This window comes from Ferrimonas kyonanensis DSM 18153 (assembly GCF_000425405.1).
Taxonomy (GTDB): domain Bacteria; phylum Pseudomonadota; class Gammaproteobacteria; order Enterobacterales; family Shewanellaceae; genus Ferrimonas; species Ferrimonas kyonanensis.
The window spans coordinates 54,683-68,738 of record NZ_AUDJ01000028.1 but is presented as its reverse complement, the minus strand read 5'-3'; the positions used below and the strand labels follow the sequence as shown (position 1 = coordinate 68,738).

Here is a 14,056-nt window from a genome sequence, read left to right as displayed (position 1 = left end):
GAACTTTGTAATGGCTGACAATCTTTATACCTTTGGCGACCGCAGTTATTTCACCCTGCCGGCCGAGTTGTCCCCGGACGCCGAGTTTCAGCAGTTGCTGGAGTCGGCCATTCCTGCCTCCTGGACCCGCAGCCGCAAAAGCATCTGGCTGGCGGCGGCCCCGGCCGGGCAACAGCTGCCGCTGCAGGGGTTTAAGATCCACGTATCGGCCATTGCCGAGCAGTCGCTGGAGGTAATTCGCAAAACCCTGGCCTGCTGCGTTAAACACAACACCTCGTTCAAGGTGGTGTGCCGCAACGACCTGGCCATCAACATGACCTCCAAGTCCACCGGCCGCAGCGGCGGCGGCAAACTGCTGACCCTGTATCCGGTGACCACCGACTGCTTTAAGGCGCTGATCCACGACCTGTATCTGGCCCATAAAGACAGCGTCGGCCCCTACATTCTGTCGGACAAACGCTACCTGGACAGCAAGGTGGTGCATTACCGCTACGGCGGCTTCCTGCTGAAATCGCGCCAGAGTGCCGATGGCACCACCACCGCCTGCATCGAAACCCCCACCGGCGAGTTGGTGGAAGACCAGCGCAGCGCCTTCTATCAACTGCCAGATTGGGTGCCGGAGCCGTTTGCGGATCAGCACACGCCGTCGGAGGAGATCGCGCCGCTGAATCAGCGCTATCAGGTAATCGAGGCGCTGGCGTTCTCCAACAGTGGCGGTGTCTACAAGGCCAAGGATCTGCGTACCGGCAATGTGGTGGTGGTGAAAGAGGCCCGCCCTCACATCAACTTTCAGTCGCTGAGCAAAACCCGGGTCTACGCCGACCAGGTGCTGAAAAATGAATACCGCACCCTGGAGCTGATGCAGGGCTGCGACGCCTACCCGCAGCCGGTGGATTTCTTTGTGGAATGGGAACACTCCTTCCTGGTGGAGGAGTTTGTGGCTGGCATTCCGCTGCGAAAGTTTCGTGCCAGCGGCGAGTGCACCCTGGTGCCCTTTACCGATGCACCGGAGTCGGCCGAGCGCTTCAAGGGCTGTTTCGCCTGGGTGGCCAAGGGCTGCATCGAGGCGGTACTGGCCGCGCATCGCCGTGGGGTGGTGCTGGCGGACATCTCCCCCAACAACATCATGGTAGACGCCGAGCATCAGCGCATCCGCTTTATCGACTTTGATGGCGCCTATCGCCAGCGTGGCGGCGAGGCCGAAGTGGGCCGCGACAAGGTGCCGGTGCTCACCACCCCCGGTTTTTCCGATTTCGACGCCCTGGTGCGTGACGGCAGCACCTATCAGGGCGACTGGTACGCCCTGGCGATGGTGCTCTACAGCATGATGCTGCCGGTGCAGAACCAGTTCGATGTGGAGCGGCGGCTGCGCACCGAACTGCTGCCGCAACTGGTGGCCGATTGTCGCCTCGACGGTCGCATTGCCGAGGTGATTGACACCCTGGCTAAGGGCCAGCCGAAAAAGGCGCTGGCATTGACCCTAAAGCTGGAAGCCAGCTTCAACCCGGTTCGGGCCGCCAAAGAGGCCGAGCCCTTTACCCGGCTGCCGAATACGCCGCCCCGCCACAGCCGTGAGCAGTTGTCGGCGCATCTGCACCAGGTAAGTCGTTTCATCGCCTCCGGGGTGCAGCGGGGCGAGCACAGTGACTTTGTGCCCATCGATTACCACGCCTTCGACTTGACCCCTAAGGCGCTGGCCTACGGCTACTATGGCCCGGCGCTGCTGCTGGCCCGCCAGGGGCTGGCGGTGCCTCAGCATCTGCTGGACAAAATTGACGCCGCCGATGACGGTGGTTCCCTTCCCGGGCTGCTGATTGGCAGTGCCGGCATGGCCATGGCCGAACTGGCGCTGGGGCGAGTCGCCGAGGCGGAGCGACACGCCGCCCGGGCCTTTGCCTCACCGCTGCTGAGCGAACGAAATGACTTTGGCTATGGCCTGGCCGGGGTGGGCTTTATGGCGCTGGCATTGCACCAACGCACCGGCATCGACAACTACCTGCATCAGGCCGAAGCCATTGCCGAGACGCTGGCGCAGCGGGCCATTGCCATGCCGGTGGGCGTGCGTTATCCCCAGACCAAAGAGCGAGACGCGGTGGGGCTGGTGCACGGCAGTGCTGGCATCGCCCTGTTCCTGCTGCAACTGCACAAGGTCAATGAGGATGCCGAGGTACTGGCGCTGGCCACCGCGTCGCTGGCCTACGACATCGAGGTCGGCCGCCAGGACGACGGCAGCTACCGCTGGGGCGAAACCGCCGACAGCACCCAGCTGTTGCCGTACTGGGAGTACGGCTCCGGCGGCGTCGGCGCGGTGATTGCCCGTTTCTACGAGCACACCGGCGAGGCCCATTACCGGCAGGTGCTGACCTCACTGGCGGTCACCAGCTTCTCTCGCTACTCCGCCGCCCAGGGTAGTTTTAACGGCCTGGCCGGGTTGGGGGAGCTGCTGCTGGACATTCACCGGGCCACCGGTGACGACCAGTACCATCGCGCCGCCTGCCAGATAGCCGACAGCATTGTGCTGTTCAGCGTCAGTCGCCCCGAGGGCAAGGTTTACTTTGGCCGTGGCGGCTTTCGGTTATCGACGGATCTGGCCCACGGCTCCGCCGGGGTCGGCCTGTTCCTGCAGCGCCTGCTTACCAACTCCAGCCGTTGGCTGCACGACCTGGCCGGATAAACAAGGAGTGCGACATGCCCATCAGTAAAGACAACTTCAAAGCGGCACTGGCCCTGCTGCGCGGCAGTGGCTCCCAGCTGGCGCTGCTGCTGCTGGTCAGTGTGCTGCAGGCGGTGGTGTTCGCCATTTTGGATCCGCTGGCGCTTAAGCACCTGATCGACGCCATCAGCAGTGGCGATACCCGCTTCTTCCTGATACTGGCGGCGGCGGTCACGGCGGTGGCCACCCTGGGCCGCGGCCTGATCTACTGGTCGTCGCTGCTGCGGCAGCGGCTCAAGAACCAATTGCAGCGCCAGATCAGCGCCGAGGTCACCGCGGTGTATTACCGCCACGACCTGCAGAGCATCAATCACAACGGCAAGGGCTACTACATGGCGCGGCTGCACGACGAGCCCAAGCAACTGGCGTCGCTGGTGGACCTGTGTGTGTCGCTGGTCACCGGGGTAGTGGTGGCCCTGTGCGGGGTGGCGGTGGCCGCCTGGATCAGCTGGCAGGTGACCCTGGCGCTGGTGGTGATCGTACCGGCCCTGTACCTGCTGGCGAACCGCTTCAGCGGCAAGATTGGTGAGGTGACCAACACCCTGCAGGAGTCGGAGGCGCAGTTTAAATCGGTGCTGTCGACGGTGATCGACAGCTTCAAACTGGTGAAGCTGTTTGATCTGAACCACAGCGCCACCCAGGAGGTGCGCCGAGGCCTGAAGGCGCCGCTGGAAGCCAGCTACCAGAGCGTGCGCTACGCCAGCATGTATCGCAGCCTCAGCGCGGTGTTTTTGTCCTACGCCGAGCTGTCGGTGATTGTGGTGGCCGGGTTTCAGGTGATCACCGGCGCCATTACCATTGGCGCCCTGTTTGGCCTGACCCGGGCCTTCTCCATGGTGATCCAGTCGGTAGAGCAGCTTTCAACCATACTGCCGCGACTGGCAACCCTGAACGCACTGCTGGAGCGCTACCGAAGCTTCAAGGCCGAGCAACTGCCGACCGAGACCCTGCCGGAAATTGGCATCGGCGTGATAAACGGACAAGCCGCGATTGCAACAGCAGTTGAGACAGGCGGCGAGCTGAAAGTTGAGATAAAAGCTGAGGTGAAAGGCGAGCCGCAGCCAGCGGCCAAGGGCTTTGCCTTGCACCAGGTCGGTTTTGGTCATGGCGACCACACCATTTTAGACCAGGCGGATCTGACCATCGCTCCCCACAGTCGAGTGCTGATCAGCGGCCCTAACGGCGCTGGTAAGAGCACCTTTGCCAACCTACTGGCCGGCTTCTATCGGCCCGATACCGGCAGCATCGATGGCCCGCAGATGAGCGCCATGAGTGCCTCGTTGTACCCCTTTGGCATGCTGCCAGGCAACGTGGCCAAGACCCTGTCCATCGTCAGCGCCAAGTACGGCACCGAGGCCAGGCTGGCCCCGCTCATCAAAGAGCTGGGGTTGAGCGACTGCCTGGAAAGTGGCTACGAGTCGTTGTCAGAAGGGCAGAAGAAGAAATGCCAGATCGCGGTGTGCCTGCTGAAACCCGCCGCCACCTACCTGTTCGATGAGCCACTGGCCAACATCGATGACGCCAGCAAGGGCAGAGTGCTGACCCTGATCGACCGCTTTACCCAAGGGGCATCACTGATGATGATCATGCACGAGGGCAATCGTTTTACCCGCATGTTTGATCAGTCGCTGACCATCGACGGCCGTGGCGGCATCAGCCTGACACCGATGCCGGCTTGAGCGGCATCGCTAGGAAATAAAACGGTCGCCTGTTAGGCGGCCGTTTTGTGATTCAGATAAATCAATGAGTTATTTATCTGGTAGCGAGGGTGTCTTTATAAAGTGTCATGCCCCTGTTTTGGCGGGCTAGCCCAAAGGCTGCGTGCTCTCGACGGAGTGGAAGGAGATAGATCACGCCAACGCCGTCTGGTTTATTCCCACCCATAAGATGAAGGGCAAGCGGCCCCACGCTGTACCACTGGTTGAACCGGTGATGGAGATTCTAAGAAGGCGCAGCGCAGAAGCAGAGGCTGGGGAACGCTATGTGTTCCCTGCTGAACGGCCCAAGTCTGGTCATATTGTCGAAAGGGCTGGAACGACCAGCTCCTGGTATCGGATAACTAAACGAGCCGGACTGCGCAGTGATGACCGGTAGCACACCGTAACCATTCACGACCTACGGCGAACCATTGCGACCTGGAATGTGGTCCGGGGAGGCAGCTTGCAAGCGGTCAGCAAGTTGCTTGGCCACAGTGACCTTAGTATTACCGCAGGTACCTATGCTCACTTGCAGTTGGATCAGGTGCGGCAGGAACTCTCTTTGTTGAGTGATGACATTGTGGGTGTTGGTGAGCCAAAGGAAACCTATCATCCAATACGACAGGAACTGAGTGAGTTGAGCAAAGAGGATAAGATCGCGTTGATAGCTGAGTTGGGAGGCAGCTCAGTGAAAGTTGATGCTTTATGGAGTAAGTAATTTGAATTAGTCATTAAAACTATATTAATTGAGAAGGATAGGCTGGTGTCACTTTTTGAATGGGACTTTTACATGAGTCAAGAAACAAGTTATATCGATTGTGATGGTAAAGGTTTTTTAACTTATGAGAAAAACGAAGGATATCAAGGCTGGTGTTAAACCAGCCTTGCTCATCGTTTTTATGCACTACTTCCTGTAAGGTCGTGAATTTCCTGCTTACATATGTGAGGAATATTTAGGCGATTCACATTTAACTCTTTTATCTTCCTGTAAGCATCGTCAATATCAGTTATCCCCCCATAGTTAGAAAGGGGCTTTGACAAATGCAAGGCTGTAAACCTAGATAGGCCTGTGGCCATTATGTTCAGTGTTGTTCTGTCACAAGATCCAAATTCTAGATATATATGGTACGGTTCAAGATCTGCATCAATACCTTTTTGGCATATATAAATGTGTCGAAGAATATCAATGTAGGCGGAAAAGTATTGCACTAATTTGAATCTAACCTGAAACTCGACAACGTCAAGAAAATCTCTAATGATAATTGGTGTTTTAGCCTTGCTGTCATTGCGTTTTACATATGACACTCTAGAAGATATTAGTTCACCTAATGGCTTCCCCCACATCCAGTCATGAGCTGTCCGGCTAATTAATCTTCTGTAGTTTGGGTTCGCATCCCAATTGAAGGTGGTGGCAAATATGTCTAGTATTTTATCCAGCTTTGCCTTTGCTCCTTTTTTGAAGGGAGATTCAGGAGTTAGATCATCTAGTGACTTTTTTGTATACAAGTAATCATAAAGAGACTGAAGATGATCTGGTCTAACAGAGCTATTTCTTTTTAGTATTTCTTTTGGGATTGATATATTTATTTCTTTTATCGTTGATATGGTTTTATCTAACTCTTCAGAATTGTCTTCTGTTCGATACCTCTCCAGTATTTCTCCTTCTCCTTGGTTGATATCATTGTATATTTTCCCGAATGCTGCCTCGGCCACATCTATTCGTTTGTCATTAATAAGGGACTCTTCAATGAGGGAGCGGATTTCTACCCCTCCATCAATCATAACCTTGTCTATTGCAGCAGTAATCTCTTGTAGCCTGTCTCCTTCGTAGTTTTTTTCATCCCACTCTCCAGGGCGTATACACCAAATATTTCCGTGAAACTCCTTTAACAACCTTCCTGCTCTACCTGATAAGTTTTGAAAGTCGGCCCTTGACATCGGTTGAGTTCCAGATTTTGGATTTTCAATGATGATGTGCTTTGCAGGAAGGTTTACTCCCTGCAAAAGAGTACTGGTACAACAAAGGAATTGAATGTCCCCATTCTTAAACAAGTTTTCTATACCGTTTCTAACTATTGAAGGCATTTTTCCGTAATGGAATCCAACACCTCCATTTAAGCAATGAATAAGGGAATATTCTGGATGGATTTCTCTCTTTAGAAACTCGATGAATGCTATTAGCTTTTCACTTGGCTCAAAATCATCATTTATGTCAGCTAATGATGATGCAACTTTTTCGGAGTCAGCTGGTCCATTTGAGAAAATAATTACAGACTCGCTGGTTTTTCGCAAGGATTTTGCAAAGTTTGCTTTTTGTAGAGTTTTGTTTCCTCGAAACCTAAATGGTAAATTTCTAATTCCAATATCTAGTTTGTTGTTTGTGCTTAGTGATTCGATATTGACTTGAGTTGGTTTACCTTTTATCTCAGAAACAAGTAGTATATTCTGCGAAACAGGAGAGACTGTTTCAGTAAAAAACTTGCCTTTATCGACGATGTTGAATAAGTTGAGGAAGTATCCCGGATTTCTTATCAGCGGGCTGGCAAATAAAACTTCTGCACTAGGGTGTTTTTTTAAAGCTAAATCAACTGCATTTTGAAGTATTATCCCTCTTTTTCCTTTTTGTATTTCGTGTGCTTCATCAATAACTAAAGAGGTAATTGCTGGCATTTCCTCTTCAGTGTTTAAGTAGTTGGTTAATCTTTCTTGTGTGAGAACATATATTACCCCATCTTCTAGAAGTTCAATAGATATTGGGAACGGGGCCGTTCTTACTACAACTTTTTCCAAATCATGCTCTCGGAGTGACATTCTTATTCTATTTGACACTTCCGTTATTAGTGCTCTAGTTGGCACTATGTAAACAATACACTGATTTGTTGCTTTTGCTAGCTTTCGGATGATATTTAAACTCAGCACAAAAGACTTTCCTGCTGATGTCGGTGCAGAAACACTTATCGCTCTTTCTCTATTTAATGAGCTATAAAGATTATGCTGAAAATCAGTTAGTTGAGCAGAGGAGTCATTGTTCAGAAAGACAGAGTTTTCTACTTCTCTAGATATACATTCAAGCCTAAGGAAGTTGGATATTTCACTGGTTAATTTTCCATATCTCTCTCTAAGAAGTGATCTCCCTGGGAAGTTTCCTAATCTAGATAGAATGATTTCTGCCGATGTAATAACTTTCTTATCTTGTCCTCCGGACACCTCCAAAAGTCTTGTTATAATTTCATACGACAACATTTTTTCATCTGGTTCATCGGATAAAGAAAGTAGAGACGCATAGCCTATAAGCCGAGATATATCTAATTCACTATAGCTAGATTTTGCTCCAACAGCTTCACCAGGGAGCTGTTCTTGTATGCTGGCCTTTTCGAGAGTGTTTATGAGATTTAATATATCGCTCATGTTAGTCTAAGGCCTCATTAAATGCGTTTCTAAATTCAACAACTGATGGGAAAGGAAGAAAGAATATATCGAATGCTAGGTGCTTTTTATTAAAAGAATCAAACTTTTTTTGGAGTGTGGGTACAATTTTTTGAAAGTCAGTGAGGAGTGAATCTGTGAATTTTGAAACGAGGTTTTTATGGCTTTGATCAAAAATACTAATATATCCACCATAATCATATCCAATTAGGCAGGCATGATTTAATCTTACATTTGGACCTGGATTACCGTTTACAAACAAGTTAGAGATTTCTTCTTTTACATAATCGTCGGCATACTTAAAATGTTTGGTAACCATTGAAAATTCGTGTTCATACATTTTTATTTCATGAAAATTGTCCACACTCTTTATTGCGTCTGTAATTGCACCGTTTACATTCTTATATAATTTTGATTCACCGAAAAAGAAGTCAACCATTTCTAAGTCTTCATTCCACTTCGCATGGATACCATCTGAACCTTTAACTTCATCCCTGTGATTCGTCTTAAGTTCCATTTTGGACACCATCTGTGGTGCTTCCAAAACTGCTTCCATCAAAAAGTATAATAGGGTTTCACCAGCTTCCCCTGTTTTATCTGGTGATGTGTCGGTTATTTCTGGGTGCCTAAATAATCTTCGCGCTTCTTTTGTTAGCTGAGTAGACTGCCTTGGAGTAAGAGGCTCATTTCGGTTCTTTGCGGATAGACAATAATCGATAATGTATAGATATAGTGTGTCGGCAAGAGCTTTGACCATTGGCATTTTATTGCCATCAAATTTTAAGTGATGAAGTCTAATGTTTGCCTCTATTCCAGAGATGGTATGTGTATGCTCTATGACGTCGATACACTTGGAAAAATCAGGCTTCTCGACAGATATTTTACTTTTTATATTTTGTGATAAGTTCATATATATTCATTCTAAAAATGGAATAGTCGTTTAAATTTGCATTCTTCTAAAGAGTTAAAAGAACGGGGAGTAATCATGTTAGTGCCCATTGCTAACGTTCATTAGCGTTGAAAGTCATTCAGGCATGAGTGATGTTAGTGTTCACAAACCTGCATGTGTCTGAATTTATTGATCTAAATTTTGGTGAGGTGTTGCGCGAGTCAGCGCTCCGCCGAGGCTGACGGATTAGGTCATCCTGAGCACTTGCATCTAGCTGATTTGCATAGATTAAATCTACTAAATTAGAGAGACTAATGGTAGAGGCGATCTCTTACACTTTGCACAGAGATTAGCCTACGCTCTTATGGCCTATCTAAAAGGTACCTGGTTTTGGCCTCAGTCAGGTCAAAGAATATGTAACTGCTTGGGGCAGATATTGGAGGTTGCGATTCGCGCCCTAATACTATCTATGTAGACTGAAGCCCTCGTACAGTTATTTACAGTACTCCAAGTGAAACTGCGTCGGCATCCGGCGCACTGGCACGACGCCATTCGAGGTAGCGGGTGATCAGCTTTTGGCCCTGTTAGAGCAGCCCTTTCAGGGCATAGGTCAAAGTGCCGTCAAAGCGGTTGGTCTTGGCCTCGCCGATTTCTGGATGGACTTGCACTTCGTACAGGGATACAGGGGGTAGTGCTGGCTTGCCAGCTAAAGGTGACTCGGAACTTTGACAATTGGTATTGTGGCTATCTTTAGCTGACTGTTCACCTTTAGGTGAAATACCCGCCATTGCTTTCAGGTATTCAGCCCAGTCGCCGTTATCTGCGGCCTGCCATACATGGGCTAATTGGGAACCCTTAGCCACCATGTGAGCTTTCAGACGGCGCAGTTCGCGCCAGACAGTTACCGAGGCACCGCCAATCTGCTTGGTTTACTGTATTGGAGAAACGATTGGGCGAGGTGATGACGTCACCCACAACGGGCAGTGGCGGGTTGCTCCGGGGTGCGCTTGGAGCGGCAGGCGGGGCACCAGGATTGCAGTTGCGACTGGCCTTTGAGCTGGCGCCAACCAAACAGGGTTTCCGGATAGAATACGTGCCTGCCCTGTTGCATCGAGCACTTGGGGCAGCTCTTTAACGGCTGGTCGTCGTGGCTACGGAACAGCGACAGGTTGAGGGCGATGCCACAGGAACACTGCATCGGAACGTTTCCTTGCGCTTAGACGTTGGGGGTGATCAGCCCGTAACGCATCGCCAGGGCGACCGCGTGCTGACGGTTGGTGGCACCGAGCTTCTTGGTGGAGTTGTTCAGATGGAACAGCACCGTGCGCTCGGTAATGTCGATGATCTGCGAGATCTCCCAAGCGGTTTTGCCCTCGCAGGCCCAGAACAGACACTCCTTCTCGCGGGCGGTGAGCTTGGCCTCCAGGGTTTCCGACTCAATCAGGCTCAACTGGCGCTCAAACAGGTTTACCCCGAAGGTGTGGGCGAAGGGCAGCACCTGGTTGAGCTTGTCGCTGCCGGCCTCGCTGCCGTCGTCCACCGCCAGGCTGAATACCGCAAACTCGCCGGAGGTGGAGCGAATGGGAATGCTGAGGCCGTTCTCCAGCCCGTGTTCTCGGGCTTCGATCATCAGTGCCTGGTTTTTCGGATCGCTGAACTGGCTCTGCTGAATCAGCTGGCTCCACTGCACCGGTGCGTGCTTGGTCATCATGTAGGCCACCACCGGATCGCTCTTGTGCTTCTCCTGCTCGAAGTAGGGTTTGAGCCACGCTTCCGGGTAGTTGCTGAGCACACTCATCTTCGGTGAGTAGAGGGAATCCTGAGACACCACCCCCATCAGGTAATAGGGAATGTCCACCAGCTGGCAGAACTCTTCACAGGCTGTTTTGAGCTGATCGGCGGAGTTGAGCAGCTCCAGATTCTGTACGATTTGGGAGAAAACCTTACCGTCCATGGCAGTGTTGTTCCTGAGCTTTTTGAGTGAATATCACCCTCTAATCTACTGCCCTTACGGCAAAAGCTCAAGCGGCTAATGCATTGAAAAACAATTGCTTATAGGTGCTGTAAGGCATTGGTTTGAACCGACGCGAGGCGCTGGCCATGCACGCTGTGGGCAGATGCTGATCGAGCGTGTGAGAGATTGGCGCGAATGGCGTGTTGCGGTGGGCGGCACTGGGCCGGCCTCTTCGGCAAGGGAACCGAAGAGGCCGGGGGCATTACTCGGCCTTGAGCACCCCCGCCGGGCGGGCGCTGGCGCTGCGCAGGCCGTGGGAGGCCACGGTCAGCCAGGTGATGGCGCACACCAGGGCGGTGGCGGCCAGGTACAGCAGTGGCGATGGAGTGATGCGGTCGTTAAAGCCGCTTAGCCACTGTTGCAGCAATAGGTGGGCGGCGGGTACCGCCACCAGCACGCTGATCCCCAGCAGCAGCACATACTCTTTGGCTAACAGGTTAACCAGATCCAGGCGGGAGGCTCCCAGCACCTTGCGAATCGCCAGTTCCTTGCGGCGGCTCTGGGCGCTGTAGGAGGAGAGGCCGAAGATGCCGATGCAGGTCAGAAACACCGCCAGGGCGCAGAAGATCAGCACCAGGGTGGCCACCCGCTCATCTTGGCGGTAGAGGGCGCGGTAGTTCTCTTCGACCACGGTGACGGTCAGATCCTGCTGTGGCAGCAGTTGTTGCAGTTCGCCTTTGAGGGTGCCGATGGCCAGATTGATCGGCCCCTGGGTGGCGGTGACGATCAGGTTGGCCTGCGACACCCAGCTGTAGCCACAGATGAACAGCAGTGGCGAGCGGCTCTCTCGGGCCGAGCCCACCTGAATGTCGGCCACCACGCCGACGATCTTCACCGGGAACTCGGCGTCGGCGCCGCGACCGGTCTTAAAGCGCCAGATCTTGCCGATGGCCTGCTCGGGGCTGCCCAGTCCGGCCATGGTGGCGATGGACTCGGTGATGATGATGCTGGCAAAGCCGCGGCCGTCGTCCTGCTGGTGGTACCAGTCGGCGCCAAAGCGGCTGTCGAAGTCGCGCCCGGCCAGCAGCGTCAGCCCCTGGGCCTCAACGATGCCGTAGCCGCTGCCGACGAAGGGCAGAAACGGTGCATCGGCGCTGGCACCGGGCCACAGCAACTTGGTGGAGGTGTTGGTGGTGGCGGTCAGTGAGGCGTCGGCAAAGCTGACGTTGCTGATGCCCGGCAAGGCGTCGATGCGCTGCACCAGGGCGGTGTCGGCGTGATCAAACAGCGCCGCTTTAGGCAGGCCGCTCACCTCCAGTCGTTGGCTGCGCTCGTAGCCTACCGGCTGGGATTTGAGAAACGCCAGCTGCTGGAACAGCACCACCGCTGCCACAATCAAACCGATGGACAGCGCCGCCTGCAGGGTCAGTAACGACTTACGAACCACAATGGCGGTCTTGCCGCGCTGCAGGTCGCCACTGAGCACTCGCTTAGCGCTGAACGACGACAGAAACAGCGCCGGATACAGGCCGGCACTGATGCCCATGCCCAGGGTCAGTCCCGCCAGGGCCAGCAGGTGCGACGGGCTGGCAGTCAGTGCCAGTGGCGCTTCCACCAGGGCGTTGAACCAGGGCAGGGCCAGTTGCACCAGGCCGGTGGCCAGCAATACCGCCACCAGTGCCAGCTGGGTCGACTCAAACAGAAACTGGCTCACCAGTTGTGGCTGGCTGGCCCCCAGTGCTTTCTTCACACCCACTTCGCGGGCACGGCGCCCGGCCTGGGCGGTGCTCATGTTGACGAAGTTGATCAGGGCGATGGCCACCAGCAGCAGGCTGAGGCCGGTGCAGACGGTGACCACAAAGCGTGAGCCGTTGGTCTTCATCTCAAACTGAGACTCGGCGTCCAGGTGAATGTCGGTAATGGCCTGCAGCTCCATGGTGACCATGTTTTTACCGCCATAGGCCAGGGCGTCGTACAGGGCGGTCAGATCCATTGCCAGACGCTCGGTGTCGGCAGCGGGGCGGGTACGCAGGTAGGTGTAGCTGTTGTTGTGGCCCATGGAGGGGGTGCCGATCAGCGCCGGGTTGGCGGCGGTGAGCAGGTCGAAGGCGAAGTGGCTGTTGTCCGGCAGCGTTTCAAACACCGCGGCGATGGTCCAGCGCTGCGCTTTACCCTGCAAGGTGGCGCCCACCACCTCGGTGTGGCCAAACAGGCGCCGGGCCTCGTCACTGGACAGCGCCAGTTGATCCGGTTCGGTCAGCGCCCGTTGCAGGTCGCCGGCCAGGGTAGTCAGCGGCAGCAGCTCGGTCAGGTTGCTGCTGGCGGCAAACAGGGTGCCCAGCTGCAACTGCTGGCCGATGTGCTCCACCTTGGGGTCGACTTTCTGCGACAGGTCCATCAGGTTAAACACCTGTTCTACCGCGGCAACGTTATTCAGCTCGGTGTTAAAGGCGGAGCTGACCAGCGGTGCCTGCATGCCCATGGAGGGCCAGTGCTGCTGCAGCCGATAGGTGTTGTCGGCATGGGGCAAAAAGCGATCGAAGGACAGCTGATAGCTGACAAACAGGGCGATGAGAATGGCGGCGCCCAGGCCCACGGCCAGGCCGAGAATGTTCAGCAGGCTGTGGCTTTTCTGCCGCAGCATGGCGCGATAGGCGGTGATCAGATACTGGTTAAGCACACTGCACCTCCTTCAATGGCTGGCCCTGGTCGCCGTCGACCACCTTGCCGTCCAGCAGTTCAATGATGCGGTTGCCGTAGTCGGCGTCGCGGCGGGAGTGGGTCACCATCACGATGGTGGTGCCTTTGCGGTTGAGTTCGGTCAGCAATCGCATCACCTCGAGGCCGTTTTCCGAGTCCAGGTTGCCGGTGGGCTCGTCCGCCAGAATCAGCTTGGGGTTGATCACCAGCGCCCGGGCGATGGCTACCCGCTGCTGCTGACCACCGGACAGCTGCTGCGGCAGGTGACCGGCGCGGTGGCCGATGTTGAGCTGGTCCAGAATGGCTGCCACCCGCTGGCGTCGTTCGGCCTTGGCGACCTTGTTGTACAGCAGCGGCAGCTCGACGTTCTGGGCCACGGTCAGGTCATCTACCAGGTTGAAGCTCTGAAAGATGTAGCCGAGGCAGCGGCTGCGCAGGCTGGCCAATTGCCGCTCGGAAAAGCCCTCAATCTGCTCACCGTCGAAGCGGTACTGGCCGGCATCGGGATGGTCGAGCATGCCGATGATCGACAGCAGGGTCGACTTGCCGCAGCCGGACGGCCCCATGATGGAGACAAAATCGCCGGGGGCCACGGTCAGATCCAGGGCGTCCAGGGCCACAGTTTCGATGTCGTGGGTGCGAAAGGCTTTATGAATGCCGGTCAGGGTAATCATGAC

Annotated in this window: 9 protein-coding genes and 1 pseudogene; 3 read left to right on the top strand and 7 right to left on the bottom strand. The window is 54.3% G+C overall.

The window, feature by feature from the left end:
- Positions 1-10: 10 nt before the first annotated feature.
- The 3 genes and pseudogenes from lanKC (at position 11) to H598_RS26480 (ending at position 5,128) form a co-directional block, all read left to right on the top strand.
- Positions 11-2,674, top strand: a complete 2,664-nt coding sequence (gene lanKC, locus H598_RS0110645) for a class III lanthionine synthetase LanKC (RefSeq protein ID WP_028113011.1) — start codon at positions 11-13, stop codon at positions 2,672-2,674.
- A gap of 14 nt (positions 2,675-2,688) precedes the next feature.
- Positions 2,689-4,392 carry an ATP-binding cassette domain-containing protein gene (locus tag H598_RS0110640; protein WP_028113010.1) on the top strand — a complete coding sequence of 568 codons (1,704 nt, stop codon included), beginning with the start codon at positions 2,689-2,691 and terminating at the stop codon, positions 4,390-4,392.
- Positions 4,393-4,534: 142 nt separating this feature from the next.
- Positions 4,535-5,128 (top strand): annotated as a pseudogene (locus tag H598_RS26480) (tyrosine-type recombinase/integrase).
- Between the two features lie 179 nt (positions 5,129-5,307).
- Here H598_RS26480 and H598_RS0110630 read toward each other — a convergent pair.
- From H598_RS0110630 to H598_RS0110600, 7 genes are all read right to left on the bottom strand, one after another.
- Positions 5,308-7,818: a DEAD/DEAH box helicase gene (locus H598_RS0110630; RefSeq protein WP_028113008.1), complete on the bottom strand. Its 2,511-nt coding sequence runs from the start codon at positions 7,816-7,818 to the stop codon at positions 5,308-5,310.
- Between the two features lies 1 nt (position 7,819).
- Complete coding sequence (locus H598_RS0110625; RefSeq protein ID WP_028113007.1) at positions 7,820-8,746, bottom strand: HamA C-terminal domain-containing protein; 927 nt, start codon at positions 8,744-8,746, stop codon at positions 7,820-7,822.
- Positions 8,747-9,309: 563 nt separating this feature from the next.
- On the bottom strand, positions 9,310-9,591 hold the full coding sequence (locus H598_RS0110620) for a hypothetical protein (RefSeq protein WP_028113006.1): 282 nt from the start codon (positions 9,589-9,591) through the stop codon (positions 9,310-9,312).
- A gap of 101 nt (positions 9,592-9,692) precedes the next feature.
- Positions 9,693-9,923 carry a hypothetical protein gene (locus tag H598_RS24020; protein ID WP_051252660.1) on the bottom strand — a complete coding sequence of 77 codons (231 nt, stop codon included), beginning with the start codon at positions 9,921-9,923 and terminating at the stop codon, positions 9,693-9,695.
- A gap of 18 nt (positions 9,924-9,941) precedes the next feature.
- Positions 9,942-10,679, bottom strand: coding sequence for a helix-turn-helix transcriptional regulator (locus H598_RS0110610; RefSeq protein WP_028113005.1), 738 nt, complete (start codon positions 10,677-10,679; stop codon positions 9,942-9,944).
- 262 nt (positions 10,680-10,941) lie between these two features.
- Positions 10,942-13,359, bottom strand: coding sequence for an ABC transporter permease (locus H598_RS0110605; RefSeq protein WP_028113004.1), 2,418 nt, complete (start codon positions 13,357-13,359; stop codon positions 10,942-10,944).
- On the bottom strand, positions 13,352-14,053 hold the full coding sequence (locus tag H598_RS0110600; RefSeq protein ID WP_028113003.1) for an ABC transporter ATP-binding protein: 702 nt from the start codon (positions 14,051-14,053) through the stop codon (positions 13,352-13,354). The genes H598_RS0110605 and H598_RS0110600 overlap by 8 nt, the downstream gene beginning before the upstream one ends.
- Positions 14,054-14,056: the final 3 nt, after the last annotated feature.

What these genes read in the sequence shown, in the direction of transcription:
- lanKC (WP_028113011.1), top strand. Translation starts at nt 11, where the DNA reads ATGGCTGACAATCTTTATACCTTTGGCGACCGCAGTTATTTCACCCTG.
- H598_RS0110640 (WP_028113010.1), top strand. Translation starts at nt 2,689, where the DNA reads ATGCCCATCAGTAAAGACAACTTCAAAGCGGCACTGGCCCTGCTGCGC.
- H598_RS0110630 (WP_028113008.1), bottom strand. Translation starts at nt 7,818, where the DNA reads ATGAGCGATATATTAAATCTCATAAACACTCTCGAAAAGGCCAGCATA.
- H598_RS0110625 (WP_028113007.1), bottom strand. Translation starts at nt 8,746, where the DNA reads ATGAACTTATCACAAAATATAAAAAGTAAAATATCTGTCGAGAAGCCT.
- H598_RS0110620 (WP_028113006.1), bottom strand. Translation starts at nt 9,591, where the DNA reads ATGGTGGCTAAGGGTTCCCAATTAGCCCATGTATGGCAGGCCGCAGAT.
- H598_RS24020 (WP_051252660.1), bottom strand. Translation starts at nt 9,923, where the DNA reads ATGCAGTGTTCCTGTGGCATCGCCCTCAACCTGTCGCTGTTCCGTAGC.
- H598_RS0110610 (WP_028113005.1), bottom strand. Translation starts at nt 10,679, where the DNA reads ATGGACGGTAAGGTTTTCTCCCAAATCGTACAGAATCTGGAGCTGCTC.
- H598_RS0110600 (WP_028113003.1), bottom strand. Translation starts at nt 14,053, where the DNA reads ATGATTACCCTGACCGGCATTCATAAAGCCTTTCGCACCCACGACATC.